This window comes from Verrucomicrobiia bacterium (genome assembly GCA_035629335.1).
Classification (GTDB): Bacteria; Patescibacteriota; Saccharimonadia; order Saccharimonadales; family Saccharimonadaceae; genus DASUUR01.
In genome coordinates, this window is record DASPIB010000001.1 from 810,220 (window position 1) to 827,526 (window position 17,307).

The 17,307-nt window shown below is 49.8% G+C and carries 14 protein-coding genes; 7 read left to right on the forward strand and 7 right to left on the reverse strand.

Features of this window, described 5'->3' with window-relative positions:
- Positions 1-26 precede the first annotated feature (26 nt).
- Positions 27-1,385 (forward strand): ribosome biogenesis GTPase Der, encoded by a 1,359-nt coding sequence (gene der / locus VD907_04460; protein HYG84107.1) that lies wholly within the window; start codon positions 27-29, stop codon positions 1,383-1,385.
- Between the two features lie 53 nt (positions 1,386-1,438).
- On the opposite strand, the gene VD907_04465 is transcribed toward der, so the two are convergent.
- Positions 1,439-1,840, reverse strand: a complete 402-nt coding sequence (locus VD907_04465) for a hypothetical protein (GenBank protein ID HYG84108.1) — start codon at positions 1,838-1,840, stop codon at positions 1,439-1,441.
- A gap of 156 nt (positions 1,841-1,996) precedes the next feature.
- Positions 1,997-2,296: a hypothetical protein gene (locus tag VD907_04470; protein HYG84109.1), complete on the reverse strand. Its 300-nt coding sequence runs from the start codon at positions 2,294-2,296 to the stop codon at positions 1,997-1,999.
- A 172-nt stretch (positions 2,297-2,468) separates the two neighbouring features.
- Between VD907_04470 and pth the strand changes: the two genes are divergently transcribed.
- Positions 2,469-3,038 (forward strand): aminoacyl-tRNA hydrolase, encoded by a 570-nt coding sequence (gene pth, locus VD907_04475; protein ID HYG84110.1) that lies wholly within the window; start codon positions 2,469-2,471, stop codon positions 3,036-3,038.
- 332 nt (positions 3,039-3,370) lie between these two features.
- Complete coding sequence (gene dprA, locus VD907_04480) at positions 3,371-4,237, forward strand: DNA-processing protein DprA (GenBank protein ID HYG84111.1); 867 nt, start codon at positions 3,371-3,373, stop codon at positions 4,235-4,237.
- Between the two features lie 213 nt (positions 4,238-4,450).
- On the opposite strand, the gene VD907_04485 is transcribed toward dprA, so the two are convergent.
- Positions 4,451-5,065 (reverse strand): hypothetical protein, encoded by a 615-nt coding sequence (locus VD907_04485; protein HYG84112.1) that lies wholly within the window; start codon positions 5,063-5,065, stop codon positions 4,451-4,453.
- Positions 5,066-5,268: 203 nt separating this feature from the next.
- On the opposite strand from VD907_04485, the gene topA reads away from it, so the two are divergent.
- From topA to VD907_04505, 4 genes are all read left to right on the forward strand, one after another.
- The gene (gene topA / locus VD907_04490; GenBank protein HYG84113.1) at positions 5,269-7,569 is read left to right on the forward strand and encodes a type I DNA topoisomerase; all 2,301 of its coding nucleotides are present in this window, start codon (positions 5,269-5,271) and stop codon (positions 7,567-7,569) included.
- An 84-nt stretch (positions 7,570-7,653) separates the two neighbouring features.
- Positions 7,654-7,902, forward strand: a complete 249-nt coding sequence (locus tag VD907_04495) for a hypothetical protein (protein ID HYG84114.1) — start codon at positions 7,654-7,656, stop codon at positions 7,900-7,902.
- 309 nt (positions 7,903-8,211) lie between these two features.
- The gene (locus tag VD907_04500; protein HYG84115.1) at positions 8,212-9,249 is read left to right on the forward strand and encodes a sigma factor-like helix-turn-helix DNA-binding protein; all 1,038 of its coding nucleotides are present in this window, start codon (positions 8,212-8,214) and stop codon (positions 9,247-9,249) included.
- A 55-nt stretch (positions 9,250-9,304) separates the two neighbouring features.
- Positions 9,305-12,184 carry a type IV secretion system DNA-binding domain-containing protein gene (locus VD907_04505; protein ID HYG84116.1) on the forward strand — a complete coding sequence of 960 codons (2,880 nt, stop codon included), beginning with the start codon at positions 9,305-9,307 and terminating at the stop codon, positions 12,182-12,184.
- A gap of 743 nt (positions 12,185-12,927) precedes the next feature.
- On the opposite strand, the gene VD907_04510 is transcribed toward VD907_04505, so the two are convergent.
- From VD907_04510 to mraY, 4 genes are read right to left on the reverse strand one after another with little or no spacing between them, the layout of a single operon-like run.
- Positions 12,928-13,881 (reverse strand): hypothetical protein, encoded by a 954-nt coding sequence (locus tag VD907_04510; GenBank protein HYG84117.1) that lies wholly within the window; start codon positions 13,879-13,881, stop codon positions 12,928-12,930.
- 24 nt (positions 13,882-13,905) lie between these two features.
- Positions 13,906-15,066, reverse strand: coding sequence for a UDP-N-acetylglucosamine--N-acetylmuramyl-(pentapeptide) pyrophosphoryl-undecaprenol N-acetylglucosamine transferase (locus VD907_04515; GenBank protein HYG84118.1), 1,161 nt, complete (start codon positions 15,064-15,066; stop codon positions 13,906-13,908).
- Entirely contained in the window at positions 15,002-16,264 is a 1,263-nt protein-coding gene (locus VD907_04520; protein HYG84119.1) for a putative peptidoglycan glycosyltransferase FtsW, read from the reverse strand. Before VD907_04520 ends, VD907_04515 begins: the two co-directional genes overlap by 65 nt.
- Positions 16,264-17,307, reverse strand: coding sequence for a phospho-N-acetylmuramoyl-pentapeptide-transferase (gene mraY, locus VD907_04525; protein HYG84120.1), 1,044 nt, complete (start codon positions 17,305-17,307; stop codon positions 16,264-16,266). Before mraY ends, VD907_04520 begins: the two co-directional genes overlap by 1 nt.

The window sequence follows — 17,307 nt, forward strand, 5'->3', positions numbered from 1 at the left end:
AATCTGTTAGAGTAGGGGAAGAAATTATGAAAAAACCACTTCCCACCGTTGCTATTATTGGCCAAGCGAATGTCGGCAAAAGTTCGCTGTTTAACCGTTTGGTGCGTTCACAGCAGGCGATTGTGGCCCGTGAGGCCGGTACTACCCGCGATAATGTGCTAGGAAAAGTGACCCATGGCGACCACACTTTTTGGCTGGTCGATACTGCTGGCCTTAAAGATCCAAGCGATGAATTTGAAGCTTCGATCCAAGAGCAAATCGCCGAAGCTGCCGACGCTGCCGACGTTATCCTGGTAGTGGTCGATAGCACCCAGTACCTTGGCGACGACGACCGCATTGTGGCCAAAAAGGCGCTTAAAAGCCGCAAGCCGGTTATCTTAATTACCAATAAAACCGACTTAAGAGGAAGCCTGCCCATCGACGAGTTTCGCCGGCTCGGTATCAAAACTATTCTTCCAACCAGTGCCGAACATAACGACGGTATCCGCACTGTCCTCGATGAAATTACGGCAATCATTCCACCGCGGCCAGACACAGCTGCCGATGACATCCTGCGTATCGCCCTCATTGGCCGACCAAACGTCGGCAAAAGCCATCTGTTTAATACCCTAGCCGGAAAACAGCAGGCGATTGTGGCCAACATTGCTGGCACCACCCGTGACGTAAACCGCGTGTCGGTTCGCTACGAGGGCCGCGACCTGGAAATCTTGGACACCGCTGGCGTACGCCGTAATGGCAAGGTAGAGGTCGGCATCGAAAAATTCAGTGTATTACGTACCTTGCAGGCGATTGAAGAGGCCGATGTCTGCCTATTGTTAATGGACGTCAACGAGCTCAGTACCCAGCTTGACCAAAAGCTCGCTGGCATGATTAAAGAAGCCGGCAAGGGCTTGGTTTTGGTGGTCAGCAAATGGGATAGCGTTGAAGGCAAAGACGCGTACACCCGCGATGCCTTGGCGCCACAAATTTCATACAATTTTGCTTTTGTGCCGTGGGCGCCGCTGATTTTCACTAGCTCAGTCACCGGCCAAAACGTTACTAAGCTGTTTGATCTGGCGCTACAAATTGAAGCACGCCGCCACACCCAGTTAAAAACCCATGAACTTAATAAAGTCCTCCAAGCCTGCCTCGCAAAGCATCCGCCAGCCGGCCTGAAAAATACCCATCCACGACTGCGCTACATGGTCCAAACCGATACTTCGCCGCCGTGGTTTGTGATTTTTGGCAGCAATCTTAAATTTCTACACTGGAGCTACAAACGCTACCTGGAGCGCGCCATGCGTGAAGAATTTGACTTCAGCGGCACACCAATCAACTTTAGTTTTCGGGATGAGAAACAAATAAAAGCTAATCGCGAGCGCGAGAAACTAGCCGAACAAAAATAAAATTCGCCTGAACTGCTGTGATACAATCGCAGCAGTTCAGGCGAAGCAGAAGTTTAGCCGGCTAGGCTAGGCGGCTCCACCACGAGGCGAAACACTTCCCGCGCGGTCGGCGCTGTTCCCAGCGACAAGATCAATTCCTTTAGCGAGGCTTGCACTTCAAGCACAAGCGTCACTTGCTGAACATCCATATCAACCTTCAACGTTCGGAGAAAGGCGTTGAGCGGCGCGTCACCATCCAGGTCAGAGCGAGACACCACCACACCTTGCTGGCGATGCTTAACCGGACCCCCTGCGAGCTTCGTGGATTCCACCCAAAAGATGGCAATGGTCTTAAACAGCTCGGCAGGATTGCGCTGTTTCATTTCTTCCATAGACACGCCGTGCGTCTTTTGCGCGTAATCGCACAGGTTGCGGTAGTGCGCTGAGCTCATTGTTATAACCAGTGGGGTATTCACTTTGTCTCCCTGCGTTAGTAGTCGGTGAGCGTACCGGGTCGTTACGATGCGTCCTGTGCAACTCTCTTTCTCAAGCAGAGGCTGAACAGCAACCCGCCGAAGAGACCGACCAGCAGAGCAATCACACCCTCAAAGGTACCCATGCTCGACTGCAGGCTAAAAACGCCCATGAGTAGCGGAACCAGGAAGACCAGGCCGATGACTGCAATCAGCCACATTCGCAGTATGCTGTAAAACAGCAATCGCAATCATAGCACTCGCCAAGTTAAAACTCAGCAAATACCAGCCAATTGCCAGCATGCCGACTACACTTGCCGTCACGCCCAGCCAGTAAACCGGCTTTGGCTCTCGTTCGTACTTGTTTAGCGAGGCATACTCGTTCAGCTTGGCCGCTCCTTCTATAACACAGAAAAGCTGCATCAAGAATGTGGCAGCCAAAGTCGCTTGCACCAACATGTAGCACCTCGGGATTCACGGAAGTTCTCAATCTCGATCAGACTATATTATATATTAAAATTAGGATAAATCAATATCAGTAAGGGTGTTCAACAAGCATCTGAAGGGCGCTCCCTAAGGGGAAGTGTCCGTCTCTGTGCTATAGTAGAATGACCAAACAGCAAAACGAATTATGACGCTCATTATAGGACTCGGTAATCCCGGCACAGATTATACCCGCACCCGGCACAACGTTGGGTTTTTTATGTTAGATGCTCTTGCCGAAAAACACCGCTTACAGTGGCAAGAGAAACCAAAGTTTAAAGCACTTATCGCCGAATATACCCACACGGGCGGAAAAAGCCTGCTTATTAAACCAACAACCTTCTATAATAACAGCGGTGAAGCTGCCCGCGCGGTGATGGACTTTTATAAAATCGAGACATCGCACATCTTGGCTATCCACGACGAACTGGTGTTGCCACTCGGCACGGTGCGCACCCGGAAAGGCGGCAGCGATGCCGGCAATAACGGTATCAAAAGCCTCAATCAACACCTCGGGCTGGATTACACCCGCATTCGCGTGGGCGTCTGGCAAGAACAGCGCAACCACACCGATGACCGCGACTTTGTGCTGGGCAAATTTTCATCTGCCGAGCTTGAAAAACTACATACCATTAGCGATTACGCTACAGATGCAGTAGAAGACTTCATTAAGCTAAAAACCTTGCCGGCTACCACTTGGAAGCTCGGCGACAATTAGATTAAATTTATTTTTTAACACCAAAAAGCGCCAGGTAAGGGTGGGCATCACCTGGCGCTTTTTGGCCCTTTAACCCACCCATGGAGGGCTTGGCGTGACCCACCTCACAAATCAAGAGGTCCGCTGGTTAAAGGGATTGGTTTACATGCAACGTGTTGTATAATGCCCGGGAAGTGGAGGGGAAGAAACTTGCCCAGAGCGCGTTGCATGCAATCCAACAAAAAATTGTTAAATAGGGGTATAAGGTGCGTTTGGCTACCGGGGTGGCAACCAATCATGAGCTATATTAGCACGCTTAATAATTAATGTCAATACTTTTTGTCATAAAACATATGAAAATCAATAGAATAATTACCCAAGAACACCCATTTTTACAGAGGTTAGATAATATTGTAAAATCACCAACATCATTGTATGTTACAGGTGTATTGCCGACACATATGGCACCAGTAGTGGCGGTTGTTGGCACCCGAAAGCCAACTGCTTATGGCAAGGAAGTAGCTTATTCATTTAGCTACGAGCTCGCAAAACAGGGCGTGATTATTGTCAGTGGTTTGGCGCTCGGTATCGATGGCATTGCCCATAAAGCCGCCCTCGATGCCGGTGGCACCACCGTGGCTGTGCTGGCAAATGGCCTCCACACCATTTACCCCTCGTCGCACTACCAACTCGGTAAAAGAATAGTTGAAAACGGCGGAGCAATTATTAGCGAATATGAACCAGGTAAAAGCGCGCTGCCATACCAGTTTTTAGCCCGCAATCGGCTTATTAGTGGCCTATCCGATGCGGTTATTGTTATAGAAGCTGCTAGCCGCAGCGGCACATTAAATACCGTCTCGCATGCCCTCGAACAGGGCAGAGAGGTGTTTGCCGTGCCCGGTGCCATCACCAGCCCGCTCAGCGCTGGCTGCAATGAACTCATCAAACAAGGCGCGCAGCCGGCTACTTCGGTACAAGATATTCTTGAGGTCATCGCACCACGGCTGGCGAGCGCCAGCGCCCAACCACAACAGCTTTCATTAGGTGATTCTCGAGAAGAAAAGACCATCATTGCACTTTTGCAGCACGGCATCCGCGACGGCGATGAGCTGCACCGGCAAAGCCAGCTGGATGTCCGTGTCTTTAACCAAACCCTTACTATGCTTGAGATTAAAGGGGCTATTCGGGCGCTCGGCGCGCATCAGTGGACACTTGCGTAAACTAAACTATATCTCCGGTGCCGCCCACAGCAGCGCCGGAGATATAGCGTCAGTCCATCGCGACGTGGAAGAACTGAACGTTGAGACTTCGCAGAGAACCGTGAACACCACAAGCAACAGCTAGAAGAGGATCATTGGCATTTTAAATGTGACCATAAAAAAGGCGGCCTGCCGATCAGCAATCGCAGCTGATCGGCAGGCCGCTACACACAGCTAGTGCTGACCGAAGGGTCCGCGCCTCTTCCGCGCCGGTGCGGCCTTGTCCTGACGCGCAGACTCGGCCTCGAGCCTATCGGACAACCGAACAGCACGCGCCTGGTCCATCTTGACGGACCAAGCATCGAGAGCCCTGAATGCGCGCTGGAGAAGCGGCCTGACATGCGGCCAGGCCTGCGCCAAGAGCGCGTCGTCAAAACTCGCGTGGCCGTCACGGATTGCCTTCACCGACTCGGTCAGCTGCATCTGCCGCACAGCCTTTTCAGCGGCGCCCTTGTCAACGCCATGCAGCGCCATATAGAGAACCGTGTTCAGCCCACGCCGAATCGCAACCTCTTCCTTTGGGGAGAGATCCACGTCGGTGACCTTGAGTGTGATCTTTGGCCCTAGCTCTTCCTGAGCCGCCTGCTCGTCCGGAAAGAGCCGCATCAGCTTGTTGCCACTAGGGAAGTAGAGGAAGCCCATTTCGTCCACCAGGCCGTAACCGAGGATCCTCGGCTTGGCCTTGGGGTTCTGCGCAGCGCTCTTCAGACTTTTAGCGTCGTATGCAATGCGCAGGCCTTTGTCATCGGCAGCATCAACCTCATCGGTGGGGTCGATGCCCTCGCCCATAAGGTCTTCGTTGGATACCATTCTTCGATTCCTATCCTAGAACAGCCAAAACATGCATAATAGATGATATCAGATAATTTGAAAAATGCAACTAGCTGGGTTATGGTTAAGTAATAGTCGCAACTTGCAGGAGCATCACCACCAAGTTCATAAAATCTACTTGTATTACCATGCAACGATGTGTAGACTATACTGGACAAAGCATGAGTAACAAACATCTAGTAATTGTAGAAAGCCCCGCAAAGGCAAAAACCATCGAAAAATTCCTTGGGAAGGACTTTCAGGTCAAAAGCAGTTTTGGCCATATTCGCGATTTGCCTAAAAAAGGCATGAGCGTTGATATCGCCAATAACTTTACGCCCGCCTACGAAGTTAGCCCCGACAAAAAGAAAACCGTTTCAGAACTAAAAAAGCTCGCCAAACAAGCAACCCAAGTCTGGCTGGCATCCGATGAAGACCGCGAAGGAGAGGCGATTGCCTGGCATTTAAGCGAAGTGCTTGGTCTTGATCCAAAAACGACCAAACGCATTGTGTTTCACGAGATTACCAAACCAGCTATCACAGCCGCGATCGAAAAGCCCCGCACCATCGATATTGAACTGGTCAACGCTCAGCAAGCGCGCCGCATTCTTGACCGGATTGTCGGCTACGAACTGAGCCCAGTGCTCTGGAAAAAGGTTCGCCCGGGCTTGAGCGCTGGCCGCGTTCAGAGCGTAGCTGTGCGATTAATTGTCGAGCGTGAACGAGAGATCACCGCTCACCAAGCAGTGGCCACGTTTAAACTGACCGCTGTTTTCAACCTTTCTGATGGCACCGAGCTCACCGCTGAAGCTCCGACACGATTTTCTACCAAAGATGCAGCCCGCAAAGTTCTCGAAGCATTTTTAAAGAGCGACTTTTCAGTTGCAAATGTCAAACAAACACCTGGTTCTCGCAGCCCTTCGGCACCATTTACCACCAGTACCTTGCAGCAAGAAGCCAGCCGCAAGCTCGGTTACAGTCCAAAGCAAACCATGATGCTGGCACAGCGCCTCTACGAAGCCGGGCACATTACGTACATGCGTACCGACTCAGTCAATCTTAGCAAGCTCGCGCTTAGCGACATGGCCAGCTACATTAAAAGTAACTTTGGCGATAACTACCACCATTCGCGCAATTTTGCCACTAAGTCTGCTGGCGCCCAGGAAGCCCACGAAGCGATTCGCCCCACACGTACGGCTACTACAAACGCTGGCGACGATTCCCAGCAGCAAAAACTATATCAACTCATCTGGAAACGCACCGTAGCCAGCCAGATGACACCCGCCGAACTGGAAAAAACCACCATCACCATTGCCGCTAGCGCCGCCACCGAACAGCTGGAGGCCAAGGGTGAAGTAGTGCTATTTGATGGCTTCTTGAAGGTTTACGAAGACACTGGCAAAAAAGATGCGCCGCTCCTGCCGCCGGTAAAAGTTGGTGATCCGCTTAACCTGCAGCAAGCCCAGGCCCTAGAAACGCTATCGCGTGCGCCAGCCCGATACACCGAGGCTAGCCTGGTGCGAAAACTCGAAGAAATAGGCATCGGCCGACCAAGTACCTACGCTCCGACCATTAGCACCATCCAAGACCGCGGCTATGTTATAAAGGGCGATATCGAAGGCGAAGAAGCCCAGCTATCGAAACTGATCATTGAAAACGGCCAACTTTCAGAAACCACCGAGCCCACTCGGGTTGGTGCCGATCGCGGCAAATTACTCCCCACCGATACCGGTAATGTGGTGACCGACTTCCTGGTAAAATACTTCCCCAGCATCGTCGATTACGACTTCACTAAAGACGTCGAAGCCGAGTTCGACAACATTGCCGAAGGCAAAAAAGACTGGCGCAAAATGCTCAAAGAATTTTACGAGCCTTTCCATAAAACCGTCGATGAATCAGCCGACATTTCCCGCGCCGAAGCCACCCAAAGCCGCACCATCGGCACCGATCCTAAATCTGGCAAGCCGGTCAGCGCCCGCTATGGCCGTTTTGGCCCGATGGTACAAATCGGCAGTGTTGAAGATGAAGAAAAACCAAAATTTGCCGGCATTCCTGATGGCCTTTCGGTTGAAACCATCACCCTTGAACAAGCTCTGCAACTCTTCAGCCTACCCCGTGTAGTAGGGAAGACCGACGACGGGCAAGAAATCCTAGCTAACACCGGTCGTTTTGGCCCATATCTAAAAGTTGGCAGCACCAATCTGTCGATTCGCGGCCATGACCCGTTTACCATTGAGCTGACTACCGCCCGTGAATTAATTGTCGAAGATGCCAAAAAGAAGGCTGAGCGCTTTATAAACGAGTTTGAAGGCGGCATCCAGGTGCTCAATGGCCGCTATGGCCCCTACATCACCGACGGCAAGAAGAATGCCAAGATACCCAAAGGTACTGATCCAAAATCTATTACCCTGGAACAAGCCAAAGATCTCCTTGAAAAAGCCCCTGCCAAAAAAGGCTTCCGCCGACGCGGCTTCAAAAAGTAGCCCACTTATTATCGACCATTTACCACTACCAATCTATATAGTATAGTTTTGTAGATCGGTACTCGAAAAGAACGGTAGGTTACGATGAGCGAGGCCAGTCAGAAGCGAAAGCTCGACATGCACAAACTACCAGATCGTCAGGCAATCACCGTGCAGTGTACTCAGCTAGATATTTCAACGGTAGACGCAGCGGAACTACTTCGTTCTACAAATTTTGTCGAGCACCTCGAATTTAGTAAAGCTACCATTACTGTCTACTACAATGGTTGTTCGCTAGAGCGCATTAAGCAGAATGTCTTCATGAAGCTTGAGTCACACATCAAAACCGACTAAAACTTGTACCAAGGGGTACCAGAGAGAGTCTTTATAGACCATTCCATACGGGCCCGAACCCGCATCCTCATAATCAAGCAAGCACCCTTGATACTGAGGGTGCTTTGCTTTCAGATGCTTTTAGACTCTTACTTCATACCACAAAGGGGAACAATAAAAAGTCCGAAAACAGACTTTACCATAAGCGTCTATTTCATGCTATAATTAAGTAACTATAAAAATAGTTTGACATTATAAAAATTATGTTTTATAGTGGATATAAATCTATACATACACTATGATAAATAAACTGAGAGGAACAGAATAACCATGCAAGACACTGCCGACACCGCTCTTGATATACGAGGCACCGCGCTGGCCGTTCTCGAAAGCATCGAGCGCGAACGTGAACGCGAAATTATTGCCCGCCGCTTTGGCCTGCACGACCGCAAAGAAACCCTAGAGCAAATAGGGGAGTTATTGGGTATTACCCGCGAACGCGTACGACAGCTTGAAAAAGCTATTCTTATTCGCTTAAAAATGGCCGCCGAAGAGGGCAGCCTCAAAATTGCCGGCATCGAAAAGCAGCTTATTCGCCACCTCCACGAAATGGGTCGGGTTGCCCGCGTCCACGACCTAACCGCCAAGGTTAATCCAAATCACACCGAGCGAGATCGAGCGCATATTGCATTTATTGCCGAACTCTCACCACATTTAGCAGTTGTTGACGAAAACGACAATTACCATCATAGTGTTGCAATTAAAGAACACCACGACGACAAACAAGTTCGCTCTCATGTTGATGAAATCGTGCACACCATCAAAAAACACAGCGAACCAATTGCCATCGAGCATCTGCACGACAAACTTACCCATGAGCACCCTGATCATGTTCGAGCGCTCGCTAGCGTCAGCAAGCATCTTGCGAGCCTAAAAGATAGCTGGGGTCTTGTAAAATGGCCGACCGTCAACCCTAAAAACATCCGCGACAAAATTTATGTCATCCTCGCCGAGAATACAAAGCCTATGCACTTTTCTGAAATCGCCGACTCAATTAAGAAGTCAGATTTCAAGCGCAAAGACGTCACCACCCAAGCAATTCATAACGAACTGATCAAAGATGATCGCTTTGTATTGATTGGTCGCGGTATCTACGCTCTCGATGAATGGGGCTTTAGTCGCGGAACGGTCGCCGATATCATCGCTGATATCTTGAAAAAAGAAAAGGCACCGTTACACCGCGACGAGATTGTTAAGCGCGTGCTCAAGCACCGACAAGTAAAAGAAACGACTATTTTACTAAACTTACAAAGTAAACCACAATTTAAACGCGTTGCCAAAGCAACGTACGTACTGGCCGAGGAATAAACCCACGCGGTTTATTTGCACTCACGCTCTGTTTGCGCGACAATAGGAGATAGCAATGTTGGGCACTATTTTGTCTTGGTTAATTGGTTTTCTCACTCAGTGGTACGTCTGGGTGCCTATTGTCATACTCCTCGGTTACATCACCTGGCGTAATTATAAGCGCGCCGAACAGCTTGAAGCCATTGACCACGTGTTACTAGCGCTAGAAATTCCCCGCGCTAACGATAAAAAAGAACTGGCAGCCGAACAAATGTTCGCTAGTTTACACGGCATTCTGCGCGACAAAAAAGAGCTCCGACTGAATGGCGGCATGCAGGAGCACATTAGCTTTGAAGTCGCCGCGATTGGGAAGCTAATTCGTTTTTATGTCTGGGTGCCAAAACATTTACAAAATTTCGTTGAAGGGCAGATTTATGCCCAGTATCCCACCGTCCAGATTCGCGTGGCCGACGAAGACTACACCAAACGCGAACTGCAGCACCCCGTGGTATATACCTCAGAATTAGTCCTCACTAGCAACGAAGTATTACCCATTAAAACCTTCCAAAGTTTCGAAGTCGACCCGCTCGCCGGTATCACGGCAACTTTATCAAAGCTCGAAAGCAACGACGAAGAAATGTGGATCCAGGTGCTGGCTCGTCCGGTTGCCGACGATTGGCACCGCCGATCTTCCCGCTATGTCAGCCATGTCAAGAATAGCGGGAGCAGCGGCAGTGGGGACTTTCTTACCGGTTTTGGCGGTTTTTTGGTTCGTTTTTTTGAAGCCCTCTGGAAAGCACCCGAAGCTAAGACACCAGCCAAAGAACTATCCGAGCGCGACCGCACCCGAATTAGCGAAGCCGAGAAAAAATCGACCAAGCTTGGCTACCAGGTAAAGATTCGCTTAGCGTATCTGGGCGATGATCAACACGTGGCAAAACTGCGCATGCAGGCCCTGGTTGGCACCTTCAAACAGTTCAACAGCACCAACTTAAACGGCTTCAGAAGCGCCAAGGCCAGCTTTAAGCGCGAAGATATTGCGCAGTACACCGCCCGCTTTTTTATTGATAGGGGATATATTCTAAATATTGAGGAGCTGTCGAGCGTCTTCCACTTACCACATACCAACGTAGAAACGCCGAATATTGTTTGGGCCAGCTCAAAAACGGCTGAACCGCCAGCTAAACTGCCTATTATTACCGGTAATGACGATATCGACCGCAACATCAGTGCCTTCGGCATGACTAACTTCCGCGGTATTAATTACCAATTTGGCCTGAATCGCTACGACCGCAGCCGTCACATCTATATTATTGGACAAACCGGGGCAGGGAAGTCAGGGTTGCTCGAGCTGTTTGCGCTGAGTGATATCTTTCATAACCATGGCTACGCGATAATCGACCCGCACGGTGACTTTGCTACCGATAATATGCGGTTCATTCCTGCGAGTCGCATCAAGGATGTGGTCTACTTTAATCCCGCCGATACGGCTTATCCGCTTGGCTTTAACCCTATGGAAGTCCACGACCAAAACATGAAGAGCAACACCAGCTCGGAAATTATTGGCGTGTTAAAGCGCATGTTCGGCGATAGTTGGGGCCCACGACTAGAATATATTTTGCGCTATACCATTCTGGCACTGCTGGATCACCCAAATACCACCATGCTTGATATTACCCGTATGCTAACCGACAAAAAGTTTCGCAAGAAGGTGTTGGCCAGCTCAAAAGACTCAGTGGTGCTTAACTTCTGGAACAATGAATTTGCCAGCTGGACGGATAAGTTCGCTTCAGAAGCTATTTCACCGGTATTAAACAAGGTGGGGGCGTTCACAGCTAACCCGATTATTCGTAACATTATTGGCCAGCCAAAAAGCACCTTTAACATCCGCCAGATGATGGATGAAGGAAAAATTCTCATCGTCAACCTGTCGAAAGGCTTGATTGGTGAAGACAACGCTTCGATTCTTGGTTCGTTTTTGGTCACCAAAGTCCAATTAGCTGCCATGAGCCGCAGTGACATTCCGCGAATTGAAGACCGCCGGCCATTTTATCTCTACGTCGACGAGTTCCAAAACTTTGCTACCGATTCGTTCGCTACCATTTTGTCCGAGGCGCGTAAGTATGGCCTCAATCTTACCGTAGCCAACCAATACGTCTCACAGATGGCGCCAACTGTGCGCGATGCGGTGTTTGGTAACGTCGGTACCATGATTTCCTTCCGTGTCAGTCCAGACGACGCGCCACTGCTTGCCAAGCAGTTTGAGCCTAACTTCTTACCGATTGACCTCTTGCAGATGCACAACCGCCACTTCGTGATAAACATGGTGATTAACGGCGAAAAAGCACCAGCCTTTAGCGCCACTACCCTTAAGCTGCCACCGATTCAAACAGATAACTCTGCTTACATCGTGGAAAACACCAGAAAGCTTTACGGCCGACCTCGAGCAGTGGTAGAGGAAGAAATTCAATCACTGGTAGCGGCAAGCCCGAATGAACCCGGCGAACAAAAGCCGCAAGGGCAGGGAAGTGGCAACGGGCAAGGCCAGAGGCCAGGACAGGGTGGAAATTATCAGCAAAACGGGCAACGGCCAAAACCTAACGGTCCGCGGCCAGATAGACCGCAGCCGCAAAAGCTGCAAAACCCACAGCCTTCAGCCCAGCAGCAACCGCAAGCTCAGCTTCAACCTGCCACCGCGGCCGATAATAACACCCTCCAGCCTACTCAAGACGTCCCACCAGCACCTGTCGATGCTTCAGGACCGGCCATGCAGCCTCAGCAGCAGGCCGATACCAACGCAAATAATGGCCCAGCTAAAAAACGACGTCGTTCACGTAATCGCTCGCGCGGCAACGGTAATGGCGGCGGTGATTCGTCAAACGGCGGCAGCACACCACGCAGTGTTACTATACCACCGCGTACAAGCTCAAACGAAACCGAAATTAGATTACGCTAGAACCCCCGGTACCGGCATTTAAAGAATGGTTGCTGTGATAGGAGCCATTCTTTTTATGTGTCAGCCGTTTGTAAAATAATCGAACAAAATTAGAACATCTGTTATTAATAAACCTGAATGGCGGGCGCTAAATATCAAAGTAATTAAACTATGGAAACGAAATGACCAAAAAACTTGATTATGGATACGTACATATCAATCCCGGAATACACAAGGAGAGCACAATGGAGAAGAGCAACTAGCGAAAAAAGAAGGCCGTACCAATCAGCGAAATGTTCGGATCAATGCAACTAGAAAGTAGTAGATAGTGATATAGACTTAATGTCGTACAATATATCTTTTACGACATTAACGAAGTAACCTAAAGATGGGTTGTGGCACCACTCCTTAAGTGGGGGAGGTTCCCCAAAAGCACTTCCTGTCGTTTTCGTATCATTTGTTTTATCTTTTTTGTCCCCGTTATAAGCAAGTTTTGATCGGCTGGATGGGCCTTATGGATCAGCTCCTCACAACTCGCTGTTATCCATGCCTTAAGCCTGATGTTGTTTTTTCATGATTATTTGACATTTTCACGGCTTGTCTTAAAAATATATTTTTTATTAGTTTTCCACATCCCCTGCTCTCCCACTCTCCTATTCTAAAATTTGCTTTTTGTGAAAATAATATCTTTGCTATGTTTTTTAGACAAAACAGCGCTAGTTTATTCATTAGAACAAAAATAGAACATAGAGTAGAGTAGAAGGCTAGCGGTAGAAAGCCTTCCCTGCTACCCGCACATCAATATACTTTGGTGTTATATTTCGCGGCTTCATATAGGCGATAGCCAATCGTGCGTCCTCTACTTGGGCTGCCGGGTCGCGATCGATGTGCAACTTGAGGGTATACCCCTTCCCCTTCAAACCAATCGAAACAGTCCTGGTGGTACCCGCTGGCATTACTACCTCAGACACCGTGCCGATACCAGAATCATTTACCAGTATCACAACCCGCCCAACAAAGCCCAAGAAGCGCTGAGAGGCAATGGCGGCACCACTCGCCCCAAGCGTTAAGCCGGTGTCATCCTTAATTTTCACGCTAGGCTCGTTGAACATATTCCTCTCAAAAGATACGCCGTTGCCATCAACATAATACTGCTTTGGCGCCACCCGCCAACTGACCACCGGCACGCGTAAACCAATCGTAAAGCCGCTGCTCCCAATCGCTGCGTCGTTATCAAGCTGAATGGTCGCAACTTCTGGATGTTTTTTTTGCACATACCCGGACAGTTGCTCTTGGTTTAGGGCAAAGGCTAAGCGCTCAAAGGGCCGTTCGCGAAGATACTGCTGAATAGCTTCAGCATACTCTGGGGAATTAATTGCTTTGATTGGCTTGGGAGTATAGCCATGAATAACCACCCGAGCCGTAAATTGTGTGAGTAGCCAATAAATACTAGCGGCCAGGCATAAAATAATCGCCAGCCCCGATAACAATTTACGGCGACGAGCGCGCAGCTCATGCTCTTGTAGTCGCGGCGATTTTAGTTGAGCTTTTTGTTCGCTGGCAACTTTTACTTCCGATGAAACACTGCCGGTAATGGTGCGGCTACGTCGAAAAGTATACTCATCTTGTCCTTGCATGAGTTTTGGCTGTCTGACTGGCTCCGAAGACCGTCTGCGCCGCGGAGTATCAGTGTTTTGTTTGCTACGAAAAAGCCCCAAAGTGACTCCTTAGCTCCTTTTAGTTTAGCGCCTATGTTTTTTAGCTGTCTTAATAATAACACTTGCGCTTTTTTTTGCAGCATCTGGTCGTGCAAATGAATGTATAGCGGCCGCTAGTTGTTGTCGCTTGTCTGGGCTTTCAAGCAGCGCACTGATCGCATCGAATAAAATTTCCGGGTAATCAGCCATGGCTGGTTCATCAAGCACTATGGCGGCCCCTGCGCGCTCAAACACGGCGGCATTTTTTAGCTGATGTCCGCCGGTTAAAAACCCATTAGGAATAATGATGGTCGGTGCCGCGCTGGCCGCGAGCTCCTGTAGGGTGTTCGCCCCTGCTCGGGTAATCACTACATCAGCTGCTCCGAATAATTGCGGCATGCCTTCAGATACAAAGCCAAACACTTTGTAAGCGCTGTCTTTGGGCGCTCGCTGTTTTACCATTTCGACGTCTCGCGCGCCGGCAATATGTACCACGCTGGCTATGCCCTTCAACATCGGTGCAATCGCTAATAACGCTTGGTTTATGCGGAGCGCACCCAACCCCCCGCCGGTTACTACTAATAGCGGTAGGTCTGGGTCGAGATGTAGCTCCTTTTTAATACGCCGTTTATCGTCATCGTTTCGGGGGTAAAATTCGGCATCAACCGGAATGCCTACATATTCGGCGCGTTCTGAAGAATATGAGTAATTTTCTAACGGCGCACCCGTTAAAATACGTGAGGCATAGCGGGCAAGCACCCTATTTGTGAGCCCCGGAAGCGTATCTGAATCGTGAATAATTAGCGGAATGCGTAATATGTGCGCCGCAAAACCGACGGGCAAGCAAACAAACCCCCCCTTCATAAACACGACATCTGGCCGCCAAAATAGCATTCTGGTAAAACTTTGGATAAAACCGACCAGAATTTTAAACACATCAGTGGTATTTTTTATTACCGTTGGTAAATCGAGTGCTTGCCGCCACAGCGACACCCCGTGATAGCGCCGTAATTTACCGGCTACCACTGTTTTGACCGTCACTTCCACCAGCACATGCTTCATGATGTTTCGCGCCTGCTGGCCGAAGCGTTTATCGCACCAAAACTGTACCTCAACGTCTCGTTGCTGGGTCTTCAGTTCGTTAATAACGGCTGCTACTGGCGTGACGTGTCCGCCCGACCCCCCGCCGACCGTAAGAATTTTCATTATCATCTCCTTTGTCTTTTACATGCGACGTGTAGCGCGACACCTGAAATACCAACCCCAGCGCCATCATAATAAATAGCAAGCTGGTACCGCCAAAACTAAGCAGCGGTAGCGTAACGCCCGTCAGCGGAAAAATGCCAATCATCGCGCCAATATTCACCACCGTATGTGTCCCGACCCAACCAAATACACCAGCCGCCAACAACTTCATCGGTGGATCATGCAGCCGATCGGTTATCATGAGGATTCTTAGTAACAATACCACGAATAACGCCAGTGTTGCCACCAGCCCGACAAACCCAAACACCTCCCCCATCACCGCAAAGATTGAGTCGTTGACCGCCTCTGGTAAATAACCAAACGCCTGCACCCCTTGGCCTAGCCCTACGCCAAACAATCCCCCACTGCCAATAGCAATTTTGGCCTGACGAATATGGTAGCTCGAATCGCGGGTATCGCGCGAAGGATCAAGAAAAGTCGCCACCCGCTCTAGCCTATGCGGCGCTATGATAATCATCACCACGCTCAAAGCCAGCAGCGCCCCACCAACTAATAATCCGTTGCGCCTATTGAGGCCCGCCATAAATAGCATAGTTATCACCAATCCGAACACTGCAATGCCTGTCCCCATATCCTTTTGCAGTACCACAATAAAGAAAGCTGCAAGCCCGACAATCACCCCAAGTGGAATAAGCGTATCTGATAGACTATTCACCTTCCCTTGGGCCATTTTTCGCCCCAAAAAACCAGCCAAAAACAAAAGTAGGCCAAATTTCACCAACTCGGCGGGCTGAAAGGTACCGAAACCGACATCGAACCAACGACAAGCACCAGATGTACAGAGCGCCGGCCAAATCTCTAAGGCACCGGTTATCGCCAGCAACACGCAGGCCGCAAAACTAAGGAGGAGAATTTTACTGGCGTATTTTTGCCAAATCCGCAGCGGTACCGAAGCCGCCACCGCAAAGCCCACCAGCCCCGCCAGCAGGTAAAGCAGTTGGCGCTGCATAAAGTGCGCTTGGTCGAGCGAGCTGCCCGAAGTATTAATAAATTCCACCCGAGCGGTGCTAATTGAATACAGCACCACCAAACCGAGCAGCATTAGCACTCCCATAAAAAGAATAATCTGGTAATCTGGCCGATGCCGCCGAACTAAAGTTGTGGCGGTTTGCTTTGCTTTTTCAAGCCGCTGCCGCATTACTTAATATGACCTCCGGCTAGCGCCATCAATAAGCCAATGCTGCCGAGCACTTGCGCAATCACCCAAAATCGCATGGTCACTTTGGTTTCTGGCCAGCCCTTGGCTTCTAAATGATGATGCAACGGCGCCGACAGAAAAATCTTTCGTTTCAACACTTTTTTACTGAGAATTTGCACCAAGCTCGAGCCAGCTTCAAGCACAAACAATAGCCCAATCACCGGCAGCAAGAACAGTGTATCGGTGAGCATAGCCACTACCCCAAGTGCCGTCCCCAGCGCAAACGAGCCGACATCGCCCATAAAAAAGCGCGCTGGATAAATATTAAACCACAAATAACTCAAAAGCGCGCCGAGCACCGTGAAACAAAAGCCGGCAATCCCAAAATTGCCCTGCAGCAGCGCAATAATTGCAAATACAGCGTACGACGTCGCCAGCAGCCCCCCAGCGAGCCCGTCGAGACCGTCACTAATATTTACCGCGTTGCTGGTGGCTACCACCGCAAATACAAACAGTGGCACAATTAACACACCTAAGAAAATATCGCCAATAAACGGCACATGAACTTCGGTATAGCCAAGTTTTGTAAAGAAAAACCAGGCCAGCGCTAGGGCAACCAGCGTAATCATCAAGAACTTCATGCTTGAGCGCAAACCCTTTACTCCACCGCCGAGGCCACGAATATTAATAATATCGTCAAGCAGCCCCACTAACCCACCACCAACCAATGCTGCCAGCGGTAACCACGTCTGCTGACGGTCAAGATTACCAAGTAAAGTGATCGCGCCGATGGCTGCCACCGTGACAATACCCGCCATTGTGGGTATGTGCCGCTTAAATTTATCGGCGTGCAGCTTTGTAAACACCTTGAGCTGCTCACCAGTAGTAGAAGTGCTACGCTGTTGTTTCCAAAACTTATAGCGGTAGGCCGCGGCGGTGTAAATAGGCGTCAGGACCATCGCCAGTACAAACGACCCAACGCTCAAAGCAAATATTTTTGTCAGTTGCTCCGTAATTTCAGCAATCGTCAGCTGGTCTACCAC